21 protein-coding genes and 1 riboswitch are annotated in these 23,991 nt (G+C 70.3%); of the genes, 10 read left to right on the top strand and 11 right to left on the bottom strand.

The annotated features are described in order from the left end of the window. Nucleotides 1–18: 18 nt before the first annotated feature. The 5 genes from nagA to ACPPVW_RS02890 are packed head-to-tail and all read right to left on the bottom strand — an operon-like array spanning nucleotide 19 to nucleotide 4,749. Nucleotides 19–1,179, bottom strand: coding sequence for an N-acetylglucosamine-6-phosphate deacetylase (gene nagA / locus ACPPVW_RS02910; protein WP_426625051.1), 1,161 nt, complete (start codon nucleotides 1,177–1,179; stop codon nucleotides 19–21). Between the two features lie 10 nt (nucleotides 1,180–1,189). Next, nucleotides 1,190–1,975 carry a DeoR/GlpR family DNA-binding transcription regulator gene (locus ACPPVW_RS02905; protein WP_426625050.1) on the bottom strand — a complete coding sequence of 262 codons (786 nt, stop codon included), beginning with the start codon at nucleotides 1,973–1,975 and terminating at the stop codon, nucleotides 1,190–1,192. Further along, nucleotides 1,972–2,844, bottom strand: coding sequence for a class II fructose-bisphosphate aldolase (locus tag ACPPVW_RS02900; RefSeq protein WP_426625049.1), 873 nt, complete (start codon nucleotides 2,842–2,844; stop codon nucleotides 1,972–1,974). Before ACPPVW_RS02900 ends, ACPPVW_RS02905 begins: the two co-directional genes overlap by 4 nt. Before the next feature lie 31 nt (nucleotides 2,845–2,875). After that, a complete protein-coding gene (locus ACPPVW_RS02895; RefSeq protein WP_426625048.1) occupies nucleotides 2,876–3,784 on the bottom strand; it encodes a 1-phosphofructokinase family hexose kinase in 909 nt (302 codons plus the stop codon). After that, the gene (locus tag ACPPVW_RS02890) at nucleotides 3,781–4,749 is read right to left on the bottom strand and encodes an ROK family protein (protein ID WP_426625047.1); all 969 of its coding nucleotides are present in this window, start codon (nucleotides 4,747–4,749) and stop codon (nucleotides 3,781–3,783) included. The genes ACPPVW_RS02895 and ACPPVW_RS02890 overlap by 4 nt, the downstream gene beginning before the upstream one ends. A gap of 310 nt (nucleotides 4,750–5,059) precedes the next feature. On the opposite strand from ACPPVW_RS02890, the gene ACPPVW_RS02885 reads away from it, so the two are divergent. The 4 genes from ACPPVW_RS02885 to ACPPVW_RS02870 all read left to right on the top strand — a co-directional run bounded on the left by ACPPVW_RS02885 (nucleotide 5,060) and on the right by ACPPVW_RS02870 (nucleotide 9,539). Next, nucleotides 5,060–6,301 carry an extracellular solute-binding protein gene (locus tag ACPPVW_RS02885; protein ID WP_426625046.1) on the top strand — a complete coding sequence of 414 codons (1,242 nt, stop codon included), beginning with the start codon at nucleotides 5,060–5,062 and terminating at the stop codon, nucleotides 6,299–6,301. Nucleotides 6,302–6,308: 7 nt separating this feature from the next. Then, nucleotides 6,309–7,265 (top strand): carbohydrate ABC transporter permease, encoded by a 957-nt coding sequence (locus ACPPVW_RS02880; RefSeq protein ID WP_426625045.1) that lies wholly within the window; start codon nucleotides 6,309–6,311, stop codon nucleotides 7,263–7,265. Next, nucleotides 7,262–8,161: a carbohydrate ABC transporter permease gene (locus ACPPVW_RS02875; RefSeq protein WP_426625044.1), complete on the top strand. Its 900-nt coding sequence runs from the start codon at nucleotides 7,262–7,264 to the stop codon at nucleotides 8,159–8,161. Before ACPPVW_RS02880 ends, ACPPVW_RS02875 begins: the two co-directional genes overlap by 4 nt. A gap of 133 nt (nucleotides 8,162–8,294) precedes the next feature. After that, the gene (locus tag ACPPVW_RS02870; RefSeq protein WP_426625043.1) at nucleotides 8,295–9,539 is read left to right on the top strand and encodes a mannosyltransferase family protein; all 1,245 of its coding nucleotides are present in this window, start codon (nucleotides 8,295–8,297) and stop codon (nucleotides 9,537–9,539) included. Nucleotides 9,540–9,545: 6 nt separating this feature from the next. On the opposite strand, the gene ACPPVW_RS02865 is transcribed toward ACPPVW_RS02870, so the two are convergent. Further along, complete coding sequence (locus ACPPVW_RS02865; RefSeq protein WP_426625042.1) at nucleotides 9,546–11,930, bottom strand: LuxR C-terminal-related transcriptional regulator; 2,385 nt, start codon at nucleotides 11,928–11,930, stop codon at nucleotides 9,546–9,548. Nucleotides 11,931–12,126: 196 nt separating this feature from the next. On the opposite strand from ACPPVW_RS02865, the gene ACPPVW_RS02860 reads away from it, so the two are divergent. Together ACPPVW_RS02860 and ACPPVW_RS02855 are read left to right on the top strand one after the other, a co-directional pair. Beyond that, a complete protein-coding gene (locus tag ACPPVW_RS02860; protein WP_426625041.1) occupies nucleotides 12,127–13,920 on the top strand; it encodes a DUF4012 domain-containing protein in 1,794 nt (597 codons plus the stop codon). A gap of 47 nt (nucleotides 13,921–13,967) precedes the next feature. Beyond that, nucleotides 13,968–14,567 carry a hypothetical protein gene (locus tag ACPPVW_RS02855; protein WP_426625040.1) on the top strand — a complete coding sequence of 200 codons (600 nt, stop codon included), beginning with the start codon at nucleotides 13,968–13,970 and terminating at the stop codon, nucleotides 14,565–14,567. Between the two features lie 97 nt (nucleotides 14,568–14,664). On the opposite strand, the gene ACPPVW_RS02850 is transcribed toward ACPPVW_RS02855, so the two are convergent. Beyond that, a complete protein-coding gene (locus ACPPVW_RS02850) occupies nucleotides 14,665–16,176 on the bottom strand; it encodes a family 20 glycosylhydrolase (protein ID WP_426625039.1) in 1,512 nt (503 codons plus the stop codon). A gap of 149 nt (nucleotides 16,177–16,325) precedes the next feature. Further along, nucleotides 16,326–16,424, top strand: a riboswitch (ZMP/ZTP riboswitch). 30 nt (nucleotides 16,425–16,454) lie between these two features. On the opposite strand from ACPPVW_RS02850, the gene glyA reads away from it, so the two are divergent. From glyA to ACPPVW_RS02835, 3 genes are all read left to right on the top strand, one after another. After that, nucleotides 16,455–17,780, top strand: a complete 1,326-nt coding sequence (gene glyA, locus ACPPVW_RS02845; RefSeq protein WP_426625038.1) for a serine hydroxymethyltransferase — start codon at nucleotides 16,455–16,457, stop codon at nucleotides 17,778–17,780. A 97-nt stretch (nucleotides 17,781–17,877) separates the two neighbouring features. Beyond that, a complete protein-coding gene (locus tag ACPPVW_RS02840; RefSeq protein WP_426625037.1) occupies nucleotides 17,878–18,759 on the top strand; it encodes a bifunctional methylenetetrahydrofolate dehydrogenase/methenyltetrahydrofolate cyclohydrolase in 882 nt (293 codons plus the stop codon). Continuing rightward, a complete protein-coding gene (locus ACPPVW_RS02835) occupies nucleotides 18,756–19,247 on the top strand; it encodes a YbaK/EbsC family protein (RefSeq protein WP_426625036.1) in 492 nt (163 codons plus the stop codon). The genes ACPPVW_RS02840 and ACPPVW_RS02835 overlap by 4 nt, the downstream gene beginning before the upstream one ends. 67 nt (nucleotides 19,248–19,314) lie before the next feature. On the opposite strand, the gene ACPPVW_RS02830 is transcribed toward ACPPVW_RS02835, so the two are convergent. Genes ACPPVW_RS02830 through galT form a run of 4 tightly spaced genes read right to left on the bottom strand, consistent with a single transcriptional unit; the run spans nucleotide 19,315 to nucleotide 23,109 of the window. Further along, on the bottom strand, nucleotides 19,315–19,845 hold the full coding sequence (locus ACPPVW_RS02830) for a gamma carbonic anhydrase family protein (protein WP_426625035.1): 531 nt from the start codon (nucleotides 19,843–19,845) through the stop codon (nucleotides 19,315–19,317). Nucleotides 19,846–19,892: 47 nt separating this feature from the next. Next, complete coding sequence (locus ACPPVW_RS02825; protein WP_426625034.1) at nucleotides 19,893–20,681, bottom strand: MBL fold metallo-hydrolase; 789 nt, start codon at nucleotides 20,679–20,681, stop codon at nucleotides 19,893–19,895. A 44-nt stretch (nucleotides 20,682–20,725) separates the two neighbouring features. Continuing rightward, on the bottom strand, nucleotides 20,726–21,886 hold the full coding sequence (gene galK / locus ACPPVW_RS02820; protein ID WP_426625033.1) for a galactokinase: 1,161 nt from the start codon (nucleotides 21,884–21,886) through the stop codon (nucleotides 20,726–20,728). Continuing rightward, nucleotides 21,883–23,109, bottom strand: coding sequence for a galactose-1-phosphate uridylyltransferase (gene galT / locus ACPPVW_RS02815; protein WP_426625032.1), 1,227 nt, complete (start codon nucleotides 23,107–23,109; stop codon nucleotides 21,883–21,885). Before galT ends, galK begins: the two co-directional genes overlap by 4 nt. A gap of 82 nt (nucleotides 23,110–23,191) precedes the next feature. On the opposite strand from galT, the gene ACPPVW_RS02810 reads away from it, so the two are divergent. Beyond that, the gene (locus tag ACPPVW_RS02810; RefSeq protein WP_426625031.1) at nucleotides 23,192–23,977 is read left to right on the top strand and encodes a DeoR/GlpR family DNA-binding transcription regulator; all 786 of its coding nucleotides are present in this window, start codon (nucleotides 23,192–23,194) and stop codon (nucleotides 23,975–23,977) included. Nucleotides 23,978–23,991 lie beyond the last annotated feature (14 nt).

Here is a 23,991-nt window from a genome sequence, read left to right as displayed (position 1 = left end):
GGTGCCCGACCGGTCGTCTCAGCGGGGGACGGGCGCGCCCGCGGACCACACCTGCAGCACGCGGAAGCCGTCGTCGAGCAGCACGGCGTCGGCCGCGTGACCCGGGGCGAGCCGGCCGAGGTCGGCCGCGCGCCCGATGGCGGCGGCAGGTGTCTCGGTGAGGGCGCGCACGGCCTCCTCGACACTCACGCCGACCTCCTGGACCGCGCGCCGGAGCGCGTCGTCCTGGGTGAGGGTCGAGCCCGCGATCGAGCCGCCCCCGGTGAGCCGGGCGACACCATCTCGTACCTGTACGTGCAGAGCGCCGAGCAGGTAGTCGCCGTCGGCTTCTCCGGCCGCCGCCATCGCGTCGGTGATCAGCGCCACCCGGCCGGGCGCCGCGGCGAACGCCATCCGCACGACCTCCGGGTGCACGTGGATGCCGTCGTTGATGACCTCCACTGTGACGCCGGGCGTGCGGGTCGCGGCGGCGACGGGACCGGGAGCGCGGTGGTGGATGCCCTCCATGCCGTTGAAGGCATGTGTCAGGATGGTCGCGCCCGCGTCGAAGGCCGCGCGGGTCTGCTCGTAGTCAGCGCCGGTGTGACCGACCGCGACGGCGACCCCCGCACCGGCGAACGCGCGCACGGCGTCCATGCCGCCGGGCAGCTCCGGGGCGAGCGTGATCTGGCGCAGCGTGCCGCGTGCGGCCTCGAGGAGCACGTCGATGTCGGCCGGAGTCGCGGGCCGCAGCAGCGCCGGGTCGTGCGCGCCCTTGTGGCCGACGTCGAGGAACGGACCCTCCAGGTGCGAGCCGAGCACACGCGGGTCCTCCGCGGCGAGAGCCGCGACGGCGCCGACCCGGTCCGCGAGCTGCGGGACGGTCGCCGTGACCAGCGACACGACGAACCGCGTCGTGCCGTGACGCTGATGGAGGTCGAGGGCGGTGCGGATCGCGTCGGGGCCGTCGTCGAAGGCCGCGCCGCCTCCACCGTGGCCGTGGAGGTCGATGAAGCCGGGAGTCAGCCACCCGCCGTCGGCGTCGGTCACGACGGCGTCCGGTGCCCCGGCGACGGCGGCAACCCACTCGTCGCCAGTGCCCGTCGCGCCGACGCGGTCGCCGTCGAACAGCACCCAGGCGTTTCGGGCGACACGGCCCTCGCTGACGAGACGGGCGGAATGGATCACATGCGCGGTCATCCCCTCCAACCTACGCGACGATCACCTCGATGCCCTGCTCGAGGAAGGCGGCGCGCTGCTCGGCGGTGATGCCGTCGTCGGTGATCAGCGTGGTCAGGATCGTGGGGCCGCCCAGAGTGGCGAAGGCCTTGCGCCCGATCTTGCTCGAGTCGGCGACCACGACGGCTCTGGTGGCTCGGCGCGCCATCAGCGAGTTGACGCTCGCCTCGCCCTCGTCGTGCACCGTCGCTCCGACCACGGGGTCGATGCCGTTGACGCCGATGAAGGCGATGTCCATCGTGATCTTCTCCAGCACGACGTCGCTGTACGGCCCGACCAGCTCGTAGGAGCGCGCGTGCACGACGCCGCCCGTGACCACCGTCTTGATCTGCGGCCGCATCACGAGCTGGGCGGCGATGTTGATGGCGTTGGTGACGACGGTGAGGTTGGGGTGCGGCGACGGCTCCATGAGGTCGGGGCGCGAGCCGAGGACGTTCGCCACCGCCGTGCTGGTCGTGCCGCCGCACAGGCCGACGACGGATCCGCGCGGCACGAGCGCGCTCGCCGCCTGCGCGATCCGGAGCTTCTCCGGCGCGTGCTGCTCGCGCTTGTAGCGGATCGGGAGGTCGTACGCCACCGACTGCCCGACCGCGCCGCCCCTGGTCCGCGTCAGCAACTGCTGCGCCGCGAGCGCGTCCAGGTCGCGCCGCGCCGTCGCCGCGGAGACGTTGAGCTTCGCGACGATGTCCTCGACCTCGATCTGGCCAGTCTCCGCCAGGAGGTCGAGGACCGCGTTGAGGCGTTCCGCTCTGTTCATCTCCGGGTTGTCTCCGTTGCCTCCGGGGTGCGCGTCGCGACGTCGAACAGGGTCATCAGCCGGGCCGCCTCCGCCGCGACCGCGGTGCGACCTTCGCGCACGTAGCGGCGCGAGTCGACGACGTCCGGATTCGCGCCGAGGTAGGCGCGGATCGCGGCCGTGAAGAAGCGGTTGAGATGGGTGGAGACGTTGACCTTGGTGATGCCGGCGCGGATCGCCGCCTCGATCGTCTCATCCGCCACCCCGGAGGAGCCGTGCAGCACGAGCGGAACAGGCACGGCGTGTCGCAGCGAGCCGATCAGGCCGAGATCGAGCTGCGCGGTGCGCTCGGTCATCGCGTGCGAGCTGCCGACGGCGACCGCCAGCGCGTCGACGCCGGTCTCGGCGACGAACCGCCGCGCCTCGGCCGGGTCGGTGCGCACCCCGGGTGCGTGGGCGCCGTCCTTGCCGCCGATCTCGCCGAGCTCGGCTTCGACCGAGACGTCGTTGGCGTGCGCGTACTCGACGACGCGCATGGTCGCCTCCACGTTCGCGTCGTACGGGAGCTTCGAGCCGTCGAACATGACGGACCCGAACCCGAGGTCGATCGCACGTCGCGTCAGCGCGGCGTTCTCGGCGTGATCGAGGTGCACGGCGACGTGCGCGGACGACTCGGACGCGAGGGCGAGGGCGCCGCGCGCGATGGGCTCGAGAGCGCCGTGATACTGCGCGCAGTTCTGCGAGATCTGCAGGATGACCGGGCGGCGTGACTCCTCGGCGGCCGCGACGAGCGCCTCCGCCGTCTCGAGGTGGATCACGTTGAACGCGGCGACGCCGGTGTGCGCGGCGACCGCTCCGTGCAGGAGGTCGAGAGTGGGGACGAGGGGCATGGGGATCTCCGGTGGGTCAGCGTTTGCGAGGTCAGGAGAGCACGAGGCGGGCCTCGTACTCCGGGTAGGCGGGGTCGAGTTCGCCCGCGAGCGGGCCGACGACGGCTGCGGCAGACCACGCGGTGGCGCGCCGCACGAGGGTCACCGGGTCGGTGATGCCGGACGCGAGCGCGGTCGCGACGGCCGCGACGGCGGCGTCTCCCGCTCCGGTCGCGTTGCCGGTGAGCGGCTGCGGCAGGCGCGCGGCGGAGACATCCGTCTCGCTCACCGCCAGCATCCCGTCGGCGCCGAGCGAGACCAGGACCAGCCGGGCACCCGCAGCGAGCAGGGCGCGTGCGCCGTCGACGGGGTCGTCGACGCCGACCGTGTCGGCGAGCTCGCGGCGATTCGGCTTGAGCACGTCGGCGCCCGCCTCGGCGGCCGCGAGCAGGGGGAGGCCCGTCGCGTCGATGACGCACGGGACGCCGCGCCGGCGGGCGACCTCTACCAGGTCGGCGTAGAACGAGTCGGGAGCGCCGGGAGGGAGGCTGCCGGAGCCGACGATCGCCGTCGCCGGCACGGCGAGCCGCTCGACGGCCTCCCCGAGCGCCGTCCACTCGGCCGGCGACAGGGCGCCGCCCGTCTCGTTGAAGATCGTGGTCACCCCGGAGCCCTCGTCGACGATCGCGACACTGCTGCGGGTCGGAGCGGAGACGGGCACGAGTTCCGACGGCAGCCCGGCGGCCTCCAGGTCGTCGGCGAGCCGCAGCCCGGGGGCGCCTCCCGCCGTCGTCAGCGCGAACGCGGCACCGCCGGTCTGCGCGATGACGCGGGCCACGTTGAGACCCTTGCCTCCCGCGCGTGCCGACGGCGCCCCGACGCGGTGGGTCTCCCCAGGGTCCAGGGCGGCGACGCGGTACGTCAGGTCGATGGCGGGGTTGGGGGTGACGGTGAGGATCATGGGGCTCTCTCGGGAACGGGTGCGGCGAGGAGTTCCCGCGCACGCAAGGCGGCGCCGATCACGCCTGCGTTCTCGCCGATGCGGGCGGCGAGCAGCACCGGGCGCCGGTGGAAGGTCAGGATGCCGTCGAGTCGTTCGGCGAGTGGGACGAAGAGGGCCTCGCCGGCCTGGGCGAGCCCGCCGCCGATGACGATCGCCTCCGGGGCGAGCAGCGCGACAGTGTGCGACAAGTCGAGCGCGAGGGCGTCGAGCGCCGAGTCCCAGATGCGCTGGGCCGCGGGATCACCCGACCCGGCGCGTTCCAGCACCTCCCGCGACCCCGCGACCGGTACGCCGCTGAGCGCGGTGTAGCGGCGGGCGATGGCGGCGGCGGAGGCCACGGCCTCCAGGCAGCCGCGGCCGCCGCACGCGCACTCCGGGCCGTCCGCGACGCGCGAGTGCCCGATCTCGCCGGCCATGCCCCCGCCGGTGAACAGCGTGCCGTCGATGAAGATCGCGCCGGCTATCCCGGTGCCGATCGCCATCACCACTACGTCGTGGAAGTCCTTCGCGGCACCGAGCCGGTACTCGGCCTCGCCGGCGGCCCGCACGTCGTGGCTGAACGAGACCGGGAGGCCGAGGGCCTCCGACGCACGGTCCCGGAACGGGTACTCGCGCCAGCCCAGGTTCTCGGCGAGGACGCCGACGCCGCGCACCTCGTCCACGTGACCGGGCACGACCAGGCCGGCCGCCGCGGGCTCGATCTCGGGATACGTACGGCGGAACTCGTCGAGGAGCGTCGCGGCCGCCGCGACGACGGCGTCCCCTGTACGCTCGCCGTCGAGCGGAGTGGGGCGGCGGAGGAGTTCGACCATACGGCCGGAGGAGTCCACCAGGGCGGCTTTGAGATCCGTGCCTCCGACGTCGAAGGCGAGCACCGGGTGCCCGGCGCCCAGCCGGTCGTCGGGTCGGATGTCGGACGCCACTGCTCACTCCTCTGCGACGACGGTTCGGTCACGTCAATGATCGCTTATGAGCGTAACCGTTGTCTAGTGATCATTTTCGATCGCTGGTCGGAGGGTCGGCCGGGGAAAGTTGGGCGTGTTCCGATATGTAAAGCAGTCGAACAAACGTCCTTGACGTGGCTCGTGCGATGCGCAAGTATTCGACCAATCAATGAGTGCATCTGATTGTTTGTCCTCAAAACAAATCACGAAGCATCATCCATGGACGCATCGTCGCGTGCCGCACCTGTTCTGCGACGGTCGTGACCCAGAGCGAGAGTGAGGAAAGTCGATGAAGAAGTCTGTGCGGTGGGGAGCCACTGTCGCCACGGCGGCGGTCGCCACCCTGACGCTTGCGTCCTGCGGCTTCAGCGGGGGATCGGGCAACTCGGCCGGCGGAGCCAACGACCTCAACCTGATGGTCGCCAGCTACTCGGACAACACCAAGGCCGAATGGCAGCAGATCATCAAGGACTTCGAGGCCAAGAACAACGGCATCACGGTCAACCTCGACGTCGAGTCCTGGACCGACATCAACAACGTCATCAAGACGCGCATCCAGGCGGGCAAGCAGCCCGACATCCTGAACATCGACGCGTTCGCCGGCTTCGCGGCCGACGACCTGCTCTACCCGGCGAAGGACATCGTGTCGTCGCAAACCCTAAACGACTTCCAGACGGCGTTCAAGGACAATGCCAGCATCGACGGCACCCAGTGGGGTCTGCCGTTCATCGCCTCCGCCCGGGCGCTCTTCTACAACAAGGACGACTTCGCCAAGGCGGGCATCGCGGAGCCGCCGAAGACCTGGGCCGACTTCGAGGCCGACGCCGCCAAGCTCAAGGCCGCCGGCGTCACACCGTACGGGATGCCGCTCGGGTCCGAGGAGGCCCAGGCCGAGACTGCGGTGTGGTTCTACGGAGCGGGCGGAGGCTATGGCGACGCCAAGACGCTGACAATCGACAGCGCCGAGAACACCACGGGCGCCACCGAGATGCAGAAGATCATCAACCAGGGCTTCACGGAGGCGAACCCGGGTTCGACCAACCGCACCCCGCTGATGAACGTCTTCATCCAGGGCCAGCTCGGCATGCAGGTCGGCCTCCCGCCGACAGTCGGCCAGATCAAGGACAAGAACCCGTCGCTGAAGTACGGGATCGCGCCGATCCCGACGAAGGACGGCTCGGCCTTCACGCTGGGCGTCGCCGACCACCTGATGGCGTTCAAGAGCAAGACCGACCGCAAGCCGGCGATCAAGAAGTTCCTCGACTACTTCTACTCGCCTGCGGTCTACACGAAGTGGGTCGGCGAGGAGGGCTTCCTGCCCACCACGAAGACGGGAGCGGACACGATGGGATCGAACGCGGACATCAAGCCGTTCCTCGACTTGCTGCCCAACGCGAAGTTCTATCCGTCGACCAACAAGGACTGGTCGGCCGCGCAGGGCGCCATCCAGAGCCAGATCGGCCAGCTCGGGCAGGGAGCCGACCCGGCCACCCTGCTCAAGTCGATCCAGTCGAAGGCCACGGGCCAATAGAACCGGCATGAGCTCGACCATCGAAACGACCACGGCGGGGGCGGCCACCGGCCGTCCCCGCCGGGGGGTGCCGCCGGCCAAGCACGCCAACGCGACCACGCTGTGGAACGCCGTGCCCTGGACGCTCCCCGCGCTCATCCTCATCTTCGGCGTCGTGCTGTTCCCCGCCGGCTACATGATCTTCAACTCGACGCGGAAGATCTCGGTCGCCGGGGTCGACCACGGCTCGGTCGGCCTGCAGAACTACATCACCGTGCTTTCCCGCCCCGAGACCCCCGGGATCCTGCTCAACACGTTCGTCTGGGTCGTCTCGGTCGTGGCCATCACCGTGGTGATCTCGCTCGCGCTCGCGCAGTTCCTCGACAAGAACTTCCCCGGCAGGCGCTGGGTGCGGATGGCGATCATCGTCCCGTGGGCGGCGAGCGTGGTCATGACCACGACCGTGTTCGTCTACGGCCTCGACCCGTTCTACGGGATCATCAACAAGTTCCTCGTCGACATCCACGTCCTCGCACAGCCGTTCGGCTTCACCAAGGAGCCGGTGCCGGCGTTCCTGTCGTCGATCGCGATCGCGGTGTTCGTGTCGCTGCCGTTCACGACATACACGATCCTCGCCGGCCTCGCCGGCATCCCGGGCGACATGCTCGAGGCGGCGAAGGTCGACGGGGCGGGCGCTGTCCGGTCCTACTTCGGCGTGACGCTCCCCAACCTGCGCGCCGCGATCGCCCTGGCGAGCCTCATCAACATCATCAACGTCTTCAACTCCCTGCCGATCCTCAAGCTCATGACCGGGACGATCCCCGGCTACAAGGCCGACACCACGACGACCTATGTGTTCAAGCTGCTGCAGAACGAGCAGCGCATCGACCTGTCGAGCGCGCTCAGCGTGATCAACTTCCTGATCGTGCTCGTCGTCGTCGCGCTCTATCTGTGGATCGTCAAGCCGATGAAGGAGGTCTCGTGACCGCGCCGGCCCCTGTCGCGCTCGCCGGGGCCGCCACCGCGCCGGCCCAGCGCCGCCACCCCCGTTCGCGCTTCTCGTGGCGCGTCGTGGGCAAGATGATCGCCGGCATCGTGATCGCCCTGGTGTTCATCGCGCCGTACCTCATCATGCTGGTCGGGTCGTTCAAGAGCCGGGACAACATCCTCGCCGTCCCGCCGACCTACCTGCCGACGCAGTGGCACCCCGAGAACTACCTCACGATGTGGTCCACGCCGGAGACGCCGCTCCCGCTCAACCTCATCTCCACGATCGTGATCTCGGTGTTCGCGACGGTGCTGGTCCTCGTGGTCTGCGTTCCCGCGGCGTACTACACGGCGCGGTTCCGCTACCCCGGGCGCGGGGTGTTCCTGTTCCTCGTCATCGTGACGCAGATGCTGCAGCCCACGGTCCTCGCGACCGGCCTGTTCAAAGAGATGGTCGCGCTCGGGATCAACGACACCTGGCTCGCGATGATCCTGGTCAACGCCGCGTTCAACCTCGCCTTCGCCATCTGGATCATGCACACCTTCTTCGCCGGTGTGCCCAAGGAGGTCGACGAGGCCGCCCAGCTCGATGGGGCGGGCAAATGGACGGTCCTCCTTCGGGTGCAGCTGCCTCTGGTGTGGCCCGGGATCGTGACGGCGATCATCTACACGTTCGTAGCGTCCTGGAACGAGTTCGCGGCCAGCCTCGTGATCCTGTCCACGGACGCCAACCAGCCGCTGTCGGTGGCGCTCACCAAGTTCGTCGGCCAGTACGACGCCGCGTGGCAGTACGTGTTCGCGGTGTCCGTCGTCGCGGTGATCCCGGTCGTCATCCTGTTCGCGCTCATCGAGAAACGGCTCGTCGGCGGGCTCACCGCGGGCAGCGTCAAGTAACGGTCGCCTCCCACTGCCTCCTGCTGGGTCACCCGCGCGTGTGGCGCGATGCGGGTGCTCCCCACCGGCGTCTGGTCCCTGCCGGCTACGCGGGGGGCACTCACCAGGGTGGTCCCGGGGTAGCATCGATTCGATGATGGCCGGTACCTCCAGTTCGCTGCGCCCGGCGAATCCCGTCGGGCCCTCAGTCGATGTCGGCCACGTGCGGCTCTTCGGTCGCGAGCTGCCCTGGTGGGCCGGAATCCTCGGGGTCTACGCCGCATCGCGCGTCGTCACGACGCTGTTCATGCTCACGCTGTACCTTCTGGCGGGCACGTTCCACTGGGAGGGTGGGAGCCCGCAGTCCCACCCGACCTTCCTCGGTTTCGCCGGCAGCTGGGACGCCTCCTTCTACCGGCGCATCGTGGAGCATGGCTACCCGGCCACTCTGCCCACCGACGCGGACGGCGATATCGAGCAGAACGAGTGGGCCTTCCTCCCGTTGTATCCTCTGGTCGTCCGTGGGCTGATGGCGGCCACCGGACTCGGCTTCGCGCCCGCGGGCGTCCTGGTCGCGGTGCTGTGCGGTGCGGCAGCGAGTCTCGTGCTGTACCGTCTCGTCGCCTCGCGCGTCGGAGCGGTGAGCGGGGTGTGGGCCGCCGTGTTCTTCTGCTTCGGCCCGCTGTCGTTCGTGCTGCAGATCGCGTACGCGGAGAGCATGTTCTTCGTCCTCCTCTTCGCTGCGCTGTGGGCGATCATGGCACGGAGGTACTGGGCGGTGATCCCGCTCGGCGTGGCTGCGGCCTTCACCCGCCCCGGCGAGCTCGCCCTGCCGCTGACGCTCGGGATCATGTTCGTGATCCGCGCGGTTCGCGCCCGGCGGGCCCAGGAGGACTTCGGGATTCGCGAGCGCGTCGCGATGATCGTCGCGGGGGCCGTGACCGCGGTCGCGGGGCTGGCGTGGCCGCTGGTCGCCGCCACCGTGACGGGAACGCCGGGGGCCTACGTCGAGACCGAGCTGTCATGGTGGACCGGGTTCATCGGCAGGGTCGCGTTCGTTCCGCTCACACCGTGGTTCCTCTTCACCTGGCGTTACGCGAGCGTCGCGGGCGCCATCGCGGTCGTCGCGGTCATCGCCGGCTACGCGTGGCTGCTCAGCCGGCCCAGCATCCGCGCCCTCGGAACGGAGGTCGTCGCGTACGCCTCCAGCTACGCGCTGTACCTGTTCGCGGTGTTCCTGCCGCAGCAGAGCCTGTTGCGCCTCTTGATGCCGCTGGCCCCGCTGGCGGGCGCCCACGGGCTCACCCACAATGTGCGCGCCAGGCGGATCGTTCTCGTGGCCGGCATCGCGCTCCAGCCGATCGCGCTGGTTCTTCTCTGGTTCATCGGTTACCCGTGAGCGCAGTCACAGGGCTCCGGAGAGCGCGAGCTCCGCGAGCTCTCTACGGTCGCGGAGGTCCAGCTTGCGGATGATCCGCGCGGCGATGCCCTCGACCGTGCGTGCGCTGAGGTGGAGTCTCGCCGCGATCTCCCGATAGACGAGTCCGTCGGCGACGAACCGGATGATCTCGCGCTCCCTGTCGGTCAGCGCCACCGGTGTCGAGAAGAAGCTCGTGTCGCCGCCGCCGCCGATGGTCAGTCGCTCGAGGCCGACAGCGACGAGCCGCGGCGCGAGTGCGCGCTGAGCGTCATGATCGTGCTGTCCGCGCGCGACGAGGTGGGCGAAGTACGCGTCGAACAGCTCGGACTGCTGCCCGGCGATCAGCGTCCGCGCCTCCTCCAGCCCGTGTTCGCCCGCGGTGTGCTCCAGGGCCGTCAGGAGGGCGAAGGCGGCCGCGGACTCCTGACCGTTCGACCGGAGTCTGCCCGCGAGCCTGTGCAGCAGCGCCACCGCCTGATCGGAGCGTCCCCGACCGGCGGCCAGCTGAGCGTCGATCCAGTCCAGTGCCGCCCGGCTCGCGGGCGATTGTGCGCCGGAACCGCCGGCGAGCTCGTCGCGGATGCGCTCGGCGCACGGGAGGTCGCCGCGGCGAGCCGCGATGACCGCCGCGAGCCCGCGCAGGCCGACCTCGGCGGCCGAGCCGGGAACAGGTGCGGCACCGAGCGCGGTCGCCGTCGCGATGGCCGACGACGCGTCGTCCGAGCGGCCGGAGATCAGGTGGCACAGGCCCGCGACGAGGCTGTGCACTCGCAGCGCGTCGATGTCCAGGCGTTCCCGCGCGGTCTCCGCCCCTCGTGCGGCCCACGCCGCCGTCTCGGTGTGGCGCCCAGAGCCGAGCAGTGCGAGTCCATGCAGGGCATCTGCGATCGGGGAGGCCCTTGTATCGGGGAGGGAACGCAGCAGGTCGTGGAGGTCGAGCGCGTCGGCGAACCGCCCACGCTGGAGGGCGACGGCCTGAGCGGCGAGCAGCAGGCGGGCGCGGACGTCCGCTGGCAGCGCTGGATCGTCGTCCGACCGATCGACGCCCGTGCCGGGTGCCGTGCCGACCTCCACCGCGAGCAGCGCCACCGTGGCGTCGGCGGCACGCGAATACGGCTCGCCGAGCGCGCAGACAGCGGCGTGGAGGGCCGCCGACACCGTCTCGAGGTCCTGCCCGCCTCCGAGTTCCCGGCGTGCGCGCAGCTCGGCGAGCCCGATGAGGGAGACGGGATCTCCCGAGTAGCCGGTCGCTGCCGTCAGGACCGCGTCGAGCTCGGCGGCGGCTCCGGGCGCCATGCCCGTCGGCGCCATCAGTGCTCGGACGAGAGCGAGCGCCGTCCGCGGCGTCGGCGAGCGGTGCCATTCGGCGGTCGCCCCTGCGCGGCTCGCGTCCGCCTCCTCGTGAACGTGCCGGACGAACAGCGCGTCGGGCGCGGGGCTGGTCGCGTCGGAACGGCGGAAGTGCTCGGACAACAGAGGAGGATCGAGCACGATCCGGCGTCTGCCCCGTTGGTGGACCGTCTTCACCATTCTGGCCGCCTCGAGGGCATCCATCGCTGCTGCGTCGCCGCGGTCACGGAGGGACGCCGCGTCGCCGTCCGCTGCCATCGCGATCGCTTCGAGAGCGGAGCGCTCGGCGGGTGCGAGGTCGGCGAGGTGATCGAGTGCCAGCCCTCGCAGCGACGGGCTCCACAGGTCGCTCTCCGCAGTCCAGATGCCGGCGCGACGGGTGAGTGCGCCCTCCACCGCGGCGAGCTGGATCGTCGAGATGGCGACGCCGACATTGCCGCCGGCCACGGCGTACAGCCGGCTCATCGTCGTGACGTCCACCGGGCCTCCGAGACGCCGGGTGACGGCAGAGGTCAGCTCGTCGTATGACAGCGGCGTCAGCTCGATGACGTAACCGGACTCCGTCGCCTCGGCCAGCCGAGCGCGGGTGCGCAGCAGCGGGACGCCCGTCGCGCGCCGGACGGCGTCGACGGCGCCTGTCGACGCGTCATCAAGGAGATCAGCGTCGTCGACCAGGATGACGGCGTCGTTGCGCGCGACAGCCGCTGTCAGCGCGTCGATCGCCTGCTGCAGGGGAGAGGGGCTCCGGCGATCCTGGCCGGCGGTCGCGCCGAGTCCGGCGGCGTGGAGCGCGGCCAGCGGCGTCGTGCCGAGGGACCGCACGCCGTTCACCCGGATGGCAGTGCGTTGCGTGTCATCCGCGAAGGCGGAGATCGCTTCGACCATGCTCGAACGCCCGCTGCGCCGCGGGCCGATGACGTCCACGTCGGCGCTCGCGGAGAACAGGAGGTCGCGGGCGAGCGTCAACGCGCGGTCACGCCCCACGAGGCTCGCTGCGGTGGCGGCACGGGAATCGGTCAACGTCGAACTCCGGAAGAGACAAGGAACGGTAGAGATCAGACTCCCACGCAAGTAATACGCATAATGCTAATGACAGACACGCAATATCGGGGATCCATCCCGGATAGTCGACTCAGTAGCCCGGTGTTCTTCCGATTCGCGCGTCCGCATCGTGTGCCTGACGGCAGCATGGGTTCGAACGAAGGGGACCCGTGGCATGAGCGATCGAGCACGCCGTCGAGCGACGAAGGCAGGCTCGGCGAAGACGAGACGCATCGTCTTCGCCGGCATCGGTGCCCTCGTGCTCGTGGTCGTCGCGTGCGGTTCCTGGGTCGGCGTGCGGCTTATGATGTCGTACGGGCAGGTATCCGCCGTGCGCGCAGAGGCCAGAAGCGTCATCGCAACGATCTCGGCCGACCCTGCTGCGGGTGCGTCCTCCGCCGCCCGGCTTCGAGGCCTCGACGCCCGGCTGGACGACGCGCAGGGGCTGACCTCCGACGTCGTGTGGCGGTCCTGGGAGTTCGTCCCCTTTCTCGGCGACAATCTCCGTGCCTACCGGCTGACCGTCGAGGCACTGTCCGTCGCGGTCGGTGACGGCCTGACACCGGTGGCCGCAGACTTCTCGACGCTCGCGGCCTCCGTCTCGCTGTCGAGCCGCACGGTCGACGTCGCAGCACTCTCCGGGACCGCGGGCGACCTAGGCGAGGCCGAGGGCGCCCTCGCGCGGAGCGAGCAGACCCTGGCCGATGCCGACTCCGGTGCCCTCGTGCCGGTGCTAGCCTCCGGTGTCCGCGAGGCCCGGGATCTCGTCGGCGACCTCCACACGACCGTCTCGGCGCTCTCCATCGCGGTGGAGGTGCTGCCCGGTGCTCTGGGCGTCGACGGGGCCAAGCGGTACGCGCTCCTGTTCAACAACAACGCCGAGCTCCGGACCACCGGCGGGATCGCCGGTGCGATCTCCGAGCTCACGACCGACTCGGGCCGCATCGAACTCGGGCGCCAGCTCGTCCCCGACGACCTCAACCCGGCCGAGAACGACGGCATCGCGGTGACTCCGGAGGAGCGAGCGCTGTTCGGCGTGCAGTTGGGGGAGTACGTCCAGAACGTGAGCCTGACCCCGGACTTCGTCCGGAGCGGCGAGCTCACCGACTCCCTCTGGCAGAAGTCGCAGGGCACGGGGCTCGACGGCGTGGTGTCGATCGACACGGCCTCGATCTCTCACCTTCTCGCGGCAACGGGGCCGATCACCGTCGGAGGCCGTCAGATCACCGCGGAGAATGCGACGGCCGTGCTGCTGACCGATGTGTACCGCGAGATCGGCGATCGTTCGCAGCAGGACGTCTTCTTCGGCGAGCTGACCCGCGCGATGTTCGACAAGCTTTTCAGCAGCAGCACGCCTCTCGTCACACTGGCGAAGCAGTTCAGCGCCGCGGCGGACGAGGGCAGGATCTCGGTTTGGTTCGCCGACCCCGCGTTGCAGAAGGCGACCGCGGGCGGAGCACTCGGCGGCCCCCTGGCGCAACTGAGCGACGACGGTGCGCCTGTCGGTGTGTTCTTCGCCGACGGCACGGCCGGCAAGATGGACGGCTACCTCGAAGGGACCGTCACCGCGACGTGCTCCGCGCAGAAGGGCAGCCGGTCCATCGCGGCGACCGCAACTCTGGCGTCCACTGCCCCGGAGGACATCGCCACGGCGCCCTGGGTGGTGACCGGCCCGGGAGTGACCGGCCTGCCAGCCGGACACATCCGGACGATGGTGCAGTTCGCGGGCACGGACAGCCTGCGTCCCGTCCGTATCACCGTCGATGGTGAAGCGGCCCGAATGGTAACCCGCATGATCGATGGTCAGCCCATCGTCGTCGCCATGGTTGATCTCGCTCCGGGCCAAGTGGCTGTCGTCGAGACCGAATTCACCGTCCTGCCCACGCGCTCGCCGACCGTCGACCGGGTCGTCGCGACCCCCACCGCCACCTCGTTCGAGCGCTATGCCGAGCGCGGAACCTGCGGCTGATCGGACCCGTTCCGATCGGTCGTGCCTACCCACACAAAGGAGAACCCATGCGAAAAAAGATCTTCGGCGGCCTCGTCGCCCTGGCCCTGGCCCTGGCGCCGGCCGCGGGCGCGAACGCCGTTCCCTACCCCCCGGGGCCCGATGACTCAACGAAGCACGGTGTGCTGGACACGTACGTCGGCGCCCCCGGCGACACGATCACGTACACCGCGGATACCGACACCTACCTGTCGGAGGAGGCGCTCACGCACAAGATACGTGGTACCGAGGCTCACACCGTGAACCTGGCGTCCACGACCGTCAAGGCCGCGCCCGCTACCGAGGGCACGTTCAGCAAGACGGCGGCGACGGACGGATCGCACACGTTCAGCTTCACGATTCCGATGAGCGCGCAGCACGGCGACCAGTACGAGATCGACGTGATCAACGCGGCCGGCGAGGTGTGGGACAACTTCGTCGTCACGACCGTCGTGACGCCCGTGGGACCGACCGACCCGGACTCCGGACCGAGCCGCGACCTCGCGATGACCGGTTCGGACATCGCGATCACCGGCATCGCGACTGGCGCGGTCCTGCTGTTCGTGGGCGGACTCGTGCTGCTCATCGTCCGTCGTCGTCGCTCGCGCGCTGACGTCGCGGCCCAGTAACACCGACGACCTCCTCCTCGTAGAACAGAGAGCCGGCGATCCTCAGGGGTCGCCGGCTTTCGTCGTCGCAGTTCGAAGGTAGCCCGCTCTGCCAGGGTCAGCCGGCGATGACCTCCGGCCACGGCACGCCGCTCACGCGGCGGTAGGACGTGCCCAACGCATCCCAGTGCTCGGCGAGCCGCCCGACGCGCGATGCGAAGTCGTCGAAGTCGCGGACGGTCTCGATGGCGGCGGTGTCGGCGGGTGCAGCCGACCAGCCGATCTCCGCAACGGCGGCGAGGCGCGGGAAGACCATGTCCTCCACCTCTTCGATCGTCGCGATCGTCTCCGTCCAGACAGGCGCCTCGACGCCGAGGATGTGCGGGTCCCCGAGCCCGGGAACGATCCGCGCCGGGTCCCATTCGTAGGAGCTGCGGAGGTCTGTGGCGCCGTCGGCCCAGTCCTGGCCGATCGTGTCGCCCTCTTCGTACACGATGTCGAGGTAGGCGACGTCCGCGGGGGACATGATCACAGACCCTCCGGCGCGGACGAACGACAGCGTCTCGTCCGCCGCGCCCTGCTGCGGCGTCCGGAAGGACCAGTACTGGCCCACTGTGCCCGCCGGGAGCTCGGAGCTGCGTCCCATCTCGTGCCAGCCGACCGGGATCTTGCCAGCATCGGCGACTGCGTGCGTCGCGTGGTCGATGAAGGCCAGGAAGTCCTGCGCCGGGGTGCTCAAGCACTCGTCTCCGCCGATGTGCAGGTAGGGGCCGGGGGTGAGGGCGGCGACCTCGCCGATCACGTCGAGGACGAAGCGGTCGGTCACCGCGTCGCCGGTCTGCAGGGTGCTGAACCCGACCTCCGAGCCGGTGTACAGCGCCGGCGCGATGCCGTCGGGATTCAGTTCCGGATAGGAGGCCAGCGCCGCGTTCGTGTGGCCCGGCATGTCGATCTCGGGGACGATCGTGACGCAGCGTTCCGCCGCGTAGGCGACGAGGTCGCGATACTCGTCTGCGGTGTAATAGCCGCCGCGGCTACCGTCGCTCCCGGTCGACCCGCCGTGACGGGTCAGCTCCGGCCAGGATTCGATCTCGATCCGCCAGCCCTGGTCGTCCGTCAGATGAAGGTGGAGCCGATTGACCTTGAGCAGCACGATGGCGTCGATGAAGCGCTTGACGTCCGCCGGCGGGAAGAAGTGACGGGCGACGTCGAGCATCGCGCCGCGGTACGCGAAGCGCGGGTGGTCGCTGATCCGCACGGCCTCCACGGTGAGCGGGTCGCCATCGCAGACGGCCGGGACCAGCTGACGGAGCGTCTGGACGCCCCAGAACGCGCCGGTGGCCGTCGCCGAGCCGATGCGCACGCCCTCGGCCGAGACCTCCAGCGTGTATCCCTCTGCCGCATGGCCGGCCGGACCTTCATCGGCGGCGATCACGATGGCGATGTCGCCGAACGCGGGAGGTTCGTGCACGACGACGAGGTCGCGTCGGCAGTCCGTCGCCAGTTCGTCGCGCAGCAGCCGCCCGACCGCGTCGGCTCCCGGTCCGGCGACGATGATCCGTGCTCCGGGCAACAGGGTGAAGGGCGCATCGCCCGTGTTCTCGAACTGGGCGGGGCGAGGCACGACCACGGATGTTCCTAACGCAGTAGGGGAGACTCGGTTTCGGCCGGCACTGCCCGCCCGCGGGACGGCCATCAGCGAGTATTGCAGGGCACTCAACCGATCAGCAAGCCGCGCACTGATGAGCACGGCTCCGGTGGCCCCGGCTTTGCTATGCTTGCTCACGTCGCGACTGGCGCTCAGATGGTCACCATCGGGGAGCGACGACGGTACCTCGAACGAACGGATGGATTCGGCCGCGCGCCTGGGTCGATGCAGTGTTCATCCGTGTTTTGAAGGAGCCGATTGTGACCGACACTCTTCCGTCCACTTTCACCGCGCCGCTGGCGGAGGTCGATCCGGAGATCGCAGAGGTGCTGGCTCTCGAGCTCGGCCGCCAGCGCGACTATCTCGAGATGATCGCGTCCGAGAATTTCGTGCCGCGCGCCGTTCTGGAGTCGGTCGGCTCCGTGCTGACCAACAAATACGCGGAGGGCTACCCCGGCCGTCGCTACTACGGCGGCTGCGAGTACGTCGACATCGCCGAGCGGCTGGCGATCGACCGGGCGAAGAGCCTCTTCGGCGCCGAGTACGCCAACGTCCAGCCGCACTCCGGTGCGTCCGCCAACGCCGCCGTGCTCTCGGCGATCGCCACCCCGGGCGACACCATCCTCGGTCTCGAGCTGGCCCACGGCGGCCACCTGACCCACGGCATGAAGCTCAACTTCTCGGGCAAGCTCTACAACGCGGTCGCCTACGGCGTCGACCCCGAGTCGTTCCTGGTCGACATGAACGTGGTGCGCGACAAGGCGCTCGAGCATAAGCCGAAGGTCATCATCGCCGGCTGGTCCGCGTACCCGCGCCAGCTCGACTTCGCCGCCTTCCGCGAGATCGCCGACGAGGTCGGCGCCAAGCTCTGGGTCGACATGGCGCACTTCGCCGGGCTCGTGGCCGCTGGGCTGCACCCGTCGCCCGTGCCGTACGCCGACGTCGTCAGCTCTACCGTGCACAAGACCATCGGCGGCCCGCGCTCCGGTTTCATCCTCAGCCGCGACATGGAGCTTGCCAAGAAGCTCAACTCGAACGTGTTCCCCGGTCAGCAGGGCGGCCCGCTCATGCACGTCATCGCGGCCAAGGCGACCGCGTTCAAGCTCGCCGCGACCGACGAGTTCAAAGACCGTCAGGAGCGCACCATCCGCGGCGCCAAGCTGCTCGCCGAGCGCCTGACCGCGGACGACTCGCGCACTGCGGGCGTCGATGTGCTCACCGGTGGCACCGACGTGCATCTCGTGCTCGCCGACCTCCGCACCTCGGAGCTCGACGGTCAGCAGGCAGAGAACGTCCTCCACGAGGTCGGCATCACGGTCAACCGCAACGCGGTGCCCTTCGACCCGCGCCCGCCGATGGTGACCTCCGGCCTGCGCATCGGCACGCCGGCCCTCGCGACCCGCGGTTTCGGCGACGTCGAGTTCACCGAGGTCGCCGACATCATCGCCCTCGCGCTGCGTCCCGGAGCCGACCTCAAGGCCCTCCGCGCCCGGGTCGACACGCTGACCGCGGCGTTCCCGCTCTATCCCGGACTGACCCCGTCGGGCCAGGACGGCGTCCAGGTCGAACTCCCCTCCTCGATCTGACCCGACACCTGCCGAGACGGCGAAAAAACAGCCAAGAACCGTCGAGTGGGCGGATTGTCCGCGCACTCGACGGTTCGTAGTGAGTGTGGAGGCCGACGTGACGGCGAAGATTCTGGATGGCAAGGCGACAGCGGCCGAGATCAAGGCGGAGCTGAAGGAGCGCGTGAGCGCGCTACGCGAGCAGGGCGTCGTGCCCGGGCTCGGCACGATCCTGGTCGGAGACGACCCGGGTTCGCAGTGGTACGTCGCGGGCAAGCACCGCGACTGCGCGGAGGTGGGCATCGCCTCCATCCGCCGCGACCTTCCGGCGGACATTTCGCAGGCCGAGTTGGAGGCCGTTGTCGAGGAGCTCAACGCCGACCCCGACTGCACGGGCTTCATCGTGCAGCTGCCGCTCCCGTCGCACATCGACACGGACGCCATCCTGGAGCTCGTCGATCCCGCCAAGGACGCTGACGGGCTCCACCCCACGAACCTCGGCCGCCTCGTGCTCAACGTCAACCGCCCGATCACGACGCCGCTGCCCTGCACGCCGCGCGGCGTGATCGACCTGATGCAGCGCCACGGGATCGAGCTGAACGGCAAGGACATCGTCGTCGTCGGTCGCGGAGTGACTGTTGGCCGCGCGATCGGCCCGCTGCTCACCCGCCGCGAGTACAACGCCACGGTCACGCTGACCCACACCGGCACGGTCGACCTGGATGCGCACCTGCTCCGCGCCGACATCATCGTCGCCGCGGCCGGGGTGGCCGGACTGGTCACCGCCGAAAACGTCAAGCCGGGCGCCATCGTGCTCGACGTGGGTGTCAGCCGGGTGGAGGACCCGGTGACCGGCAAGAGCGTCGTGGCCGGCGACGTGGCGGCGAATGTCGCCGAGGTGGCCTCCTGGGTCTCGCCTAACCCCGGCGGCGTCGGACCGATGACCCGCGCGCTGCTGTTGCAGAACGTCGTCGAGTCGGCCGAGCGGGCGCTGGCATGACGGACGCGGGCGCCGAGCGCACCCATGCCGCCGTCGAGCGGGTGGAGGCCGCCCTCCTGGAGGCCGGGATCGAGCCGCGCGTGCGTTGGTTCGAGTCCGCGACGCCGACGGCCGTCTCCGCCGCGGCCGAGTTGGGCGTAGAGGTCGGCGCGATCGCCAACTCCCTGGTCTTCACGATCGACGGCGAACCGCTCCTCGTCATGACCTCCGGCGCGCACCGAGTCGACACCGCCTTCCTGGGGGAGCGGCTCGGCGGTCGCATCCGCCGTGCGGACCCGGAGACCGTGAAGGTCGCGACCGGTCAGACGATCGGCGGCGTCGCGCCCCTCGGTCATCCGGAGCGGCTGCGCACGGTCGTCGATGTCGCCCTGGCCGGCTACCCGGAAGTCTGGGCCGCCGCGGGCCACGCGCACACCGTCTTCCCCACGACCTTTGACGAGCTCGTCCGCATCACGGGCGGCGAGCCCGCCCCCGTAGAACCCTCCTGAAGGCTGCTCGAGGGGCACGTAGACGCCCCTAAAACTCAGTTTTAGGGACGCCTACGTGCCCCTCGACTCAGGTCGCTTGCTCGCTGGAGGTCGCGGGATGCTCGGTGACGTGCACCAGGTAGGCCTGGGCATTGCGGAGAATGCCGGCGCGCTCGTCGTCGGTGAGCTCGCGGCGCACTGTGCCGGGGACTCCGGCGACGAGGGAGCCAGGTGGAATGACCGCGCCTTCGAGCACGACCGTACCGGCCGCCAGCAGCGACCCCGCGCCGACCACGGCGCCGTTGAGGACGGTCGCGTGCATCCCCACCAGCACGCCGTCTTCGATCGTGCAGCCGTGCAGCACCGCATTGTGGCCGACCGAGACGTCGGCGCCGATGGTCAGTGGGAAGCCGCGGTCGACGTGGCACGACACGTTGTCCTGGAGGTTGCTGCGCTCACCGAGCACAATGTCCTCGGCCTCCGCCCGCACCACGGTGTTGTACCAGACGCTGGAGCCGGGCAGGAGGCGCACACGCCCTGCGAGCACGGCGCCGGCGGCGACGAACGCGTCGTCGGCGACCTGCGGGGTGGAGCCGTCGGTGAGGGTCACGATGGTCATGTCCTTCACCTTAGAGCGAGGCGTACGAAACTCCGAAAGCCCGTCGCTCAGTCTGCGGCGAGAATGAAGCGCTTGCGTACGACCCGCGCCCCTGGCTCGTCGCCGAACTCGTCCAGAGCCGACCGCACCCGGTCGAGGATGCGCGGAGCAAGCGCGAGGGGAAGCTCGTCCGGCTGGTCGATCGTCCCCGGCGGATAGACCACGCCCGGCGTCGCCGACATCTCGACGTGCGCGCCGCGCAGCTCCCGCACGGGCGCGGTCGACGCGTCGCGGAAGCGCTGCAACCGCTCGATCGTCGCCACGTACTGGGAACGGTCGCGCACGTAGAGGTGACCGGGGAGGACGGTGTCGCCTGTGAAGAGGATGCCGGTCTCCCGATCGAAGAAGGCGACAGCGGACGGCTCGTGACCCGGGCCCCCGATCACGTCGACGATCCGCTGCCCCAGGTCGAACTCCACCGTCTCGTCGGGCCAGGACCGGAAGCCGAAGAACGCGATCACCTGCGCCGGGGTCGTGCCGACGACGGTCGTGCCCGGCCGGGCGGCGAGCAGGGCGTCGCCCGCGATGTGGTCGCGGTGCGCGTGGCTGTGCGCTACGACGAGCGGGTAGGGGCGCGTGAAGACGACGGGGTTGCGCCGCAGCCACGTGTCGGTGAGGGTTTCGACGGTGTCGCGCAGCGGGAACACCCGCTCGTCGCCGGTGGCGCCGGTGTCGATCAGGAGCACCCGCGCCCGCCCGAACAGCAGGAACAGGAACGGCGCTTCCCAGTGCGACGACTTGGGCTGACGGATCTGAACCGTGTCAGGACTCAGCCAGGTGATCTCCGGGTCGTTCATCGTCTCATTCTGGCGAACATACGTGACGCGCGGCTGAACGCCGCTCAGCTCTCGTGGCGCGCGCCTTCGGATGCGGTCACCGTGAACAGCTCCGGTTGGCCGAACCCGTGCTCGGCGAACGCCCCGTCGAGGGCGACCTGCACGCGGCTGAGCGCGTCCACCGGCACGAGCGCGATCGCCGAGCCGCCGAACCCGCCGCCGGTCATCCTGGCGCCGACGGCGCCGTTCGCCTGAGCCGTCTCGACGGCGAGGTCGAGCTCCGGCACCGAGATCTCGAAGTCGTCGCGCATGGAGGCGTGGGAGGCGTCGAGCAGCTCGCCGATGGCGGCGGGTCCGCTCTCGTGCAGGGTGCGCACGGTGTCGAGCACGCGCTGGTCCTCGGTGACCACGTGCCGCACCCGGCGGAAGGTCACGTCGTCGAGGACCTCCCTGGCGCGGGGCAGGTCGTGCACGTCGAGGTCGCGCAGCGACTCGACGCCGAGTGCCCGCGCGCCGGCCTCGCACGACGCGCGCCGCTCGGCGTAGCCGCCGGTGGCGTGGGCGTGCGTGACGCCGGTGTCGACGATGAGGATCGCCAGTCCGGCCTCCTCAAGCCCGAGGGGCACGATCTGCGCGTCGAGGGAACGGCAGTCGACGAACACGGCGGCGTCCTGCTCGCCGAGTAGGGAGGCCGTCTGGTCCATGATCCCGGTCGGGGCGCCGACGACGATGTTCTCGCTGCGCTGGCCGACGCTCGCGAGGGTGCGGCGGTCGAGCCCGAGCCTCCACACGTCATTGAGGGCGAGCGCAGTCGCGCCCTCGATCGCGGCCGACGACGAGAGTCCGGCGCCGACGGGGACGTTGGAGTCGAGCAGCAGGTCGAAGCCGGTCACGGCCCCCAGATCGGCGCCGAACTCGCCGAGCGCCCAGGCGACCCCCAACGGATAGGCCGACCAGCCGTCCAGGGCCTGGGGGGAGAGCCGGTCGAGGTCGATCTCGACGAGCTCGTCGGCGAAGGTGCTGCCGACCCGCACGGTGCGGTCGTCGCGGAGGCCGAGCGCGGCGACCGTGCGCCGGTTGATCGCGAAGGGCAGCACGAAGCCGAGGTTGTAGTCGGTGTGCTCCCCGATGAGGTTGACGCGGCCGGGGCTCGACCAGACGCCGTCGGGCTCGCGGCCGCAGATCGAGACGAAGTCGTCGCGGACGCCGGTACGCAGGTCGGTCATGCGGAGATCTTTCCTCTGGAGATGTCGGAGGCGGTGCCATCAGCGGCGGAGGGCGTCGTGCCGGCGGCCGTGACCAGCCCGGCGATGCCGACGGGCAGCTCGCCCACCGGATTCTCGCGGTCGGCCCGGGCGACGGCCTCCCGGAGCGCGGCGGCCGCCTGCTCGGGCGGGATGTCGCCGATCCAGGCGCCCATGGCCGACTCCGAGCCGGCCAGGAACTTCAGCTTATCCGCGCCGCGGCGGGGGGAGGTGAGCTGCAGCATGAGGCGGATCTCGTCGCGGTGGGAGTCGACCGGCGCCTGGTGCCAGGCCGCGATGTACGGCGTGGGGGAGTCGTAGAGCGCGTCGACACCGCGCAGCACGCGCAGGTACAGGGTGGCGAGCTCGTCGCGCTCGGCGTCGGAGGTCGCGGCCAGGTCGGGGATGTGGCGGTGCGGCAGCACGTGGATCTCGATCGGCCAGCGCGCGGCGAACGGCACGAACGCCGTCCAGTGCTCGCCCGCGAGGACGACCCGCTCGGAGGCGCGCTCGCGGTCCAGGATGTCGGCGAACAGCGTCGGGCCGTAGGTCTCGAGCGACCGGATCAGCGCGCTCGTGCGCGGGGTGATGTACGGGTAGGCGTAGATCTGACCGTGCGGGTGGTGCAGGGTGACACCGATGGCCTCCCCGCGGTTCTCGAACGGGAACACCTGGCGCACATTCGGGAGGGCGGAGAGCACCGCGGTGCGGTCGGCCCAGGCCTCGATGACCGTGCGCGCCCTGGTCGGCGTGAGGCTGCCGAACGAGCCGCTGGTGGCGGGGCTGAAGCACACCACCTCGCAGCGGCCGACGGAGGTGCGGGTGCGGCCGAGGCCGATGGTCGCGAGGTCGTCGAGGCCCTCCGGCTGGTTCGCGTCGCCGAGCAGCGGGCCGAACGACGGCGACTTGTTCTCGAAGACCGCGACGTCGTAGAGGCTCGGGATCTCGGAGGGGTTGCCCGGGGTCGCCGGCGCGAGCGGGTCGAGCTCGGCAGGGGGGAGCATGACGCGGTTCTGCCGCGCGGCGGCGATGGAGATCCATTCGCCGGTCAGAGGGTCCTGTCGCATGGTCGCGGTCGCCGGTCGCTGCGTGGGCTCCCGGAGGTCGGGGACGCGTTCGGAGCCGAGCGCGGAGTCCGCGTCGTCGTAGTAGATCAGGTCGCGACCGTCGGAGAGGCGGTGCGGGCGCTTCGTGATGGCGGCCATGCTTACCTTTCGTTTGCGAAAGCAAATGTACTCAACTCCTTGTGGATTGACAAGCAAACGCAAGCGCAGGAGCATTGCCGGTATGAACGAACCGCTGCCTGCCGCGCTTCGCCGCGAGAGGATGCTCGAACTGATCGGGCGGGCCGGATTCGTGCGTGTCGCCGAGCTGAGCGACGAGTTCCACGTCTCCGACGTGACGGTGCGCACCGACCTCGACGCCCTCGACGCGCAGCAGAGCATCCGGCGCGTCCATGGCGGGGCGGTCCTCCGCACCGCAGCGACGCGGGAGGCGAGCTTCGAGGAGGCTCTTGAGTCCTCCGCGGACGAGAAGCGCCGCATCGGCGCAGCGGCGGCCGCGCTGGTGCGATCGGGCAGCAGCGTGCTGCTCGACGTCGGCACCACCACCGCGGCCATCGCCCGCGCGCTCGCCGACCGCGACGACCTGGAGGACGTGACGGTCATCACCAACGGTCTCACGATCGCGCTCGAGCTGGAGCGCGCGATCCCGCGGTTCCAGGTGGTGGTCACGGGAGGGACGCTGCGGCCGCTGCAGCACTCCCTGGTCGAGCCGCTTGCGTCTGCGCTGCTGGAGCGGCTGCACGCCGACGTGGCGTTCATCGGCTGCACGGGCGTGCATCCCACCGGCGGCGTCACCAACGTGAACCTGCCGGAGGCGGACCTGAAACGCGTGATGGTCGCGACGTCGGCACGGGCGCTCGTGGTCGCCGACGGCTCCAAGCTCGGCCGCACGCACGTCGGCCGCATCGCCGCGATCGACGAGGTGGCCGGGCTGCTGACGGGGGAGTCTGCCGACGCGGACGAGGTGCGGGCGCTGCGCGCCGCAGGCCTGCCCGTGACCATCGCCTGAGGCTTACGCTGTCT

It is taken from the genome of Leifsonia sp. McL0607 (assembly GCF_049993355.1).
In the GTDB taxonomy this organism is placed as follows: domain Bacteria; phylum Actinomycetota; class Actinomycetes; order Actinomycetales; family Microbacteriaceae; genus Leifsonia.
Note: the sequence above shows the minus strand (reverse complement) of the source record. Positions and strands in the feature narration are given on the sequence as shown.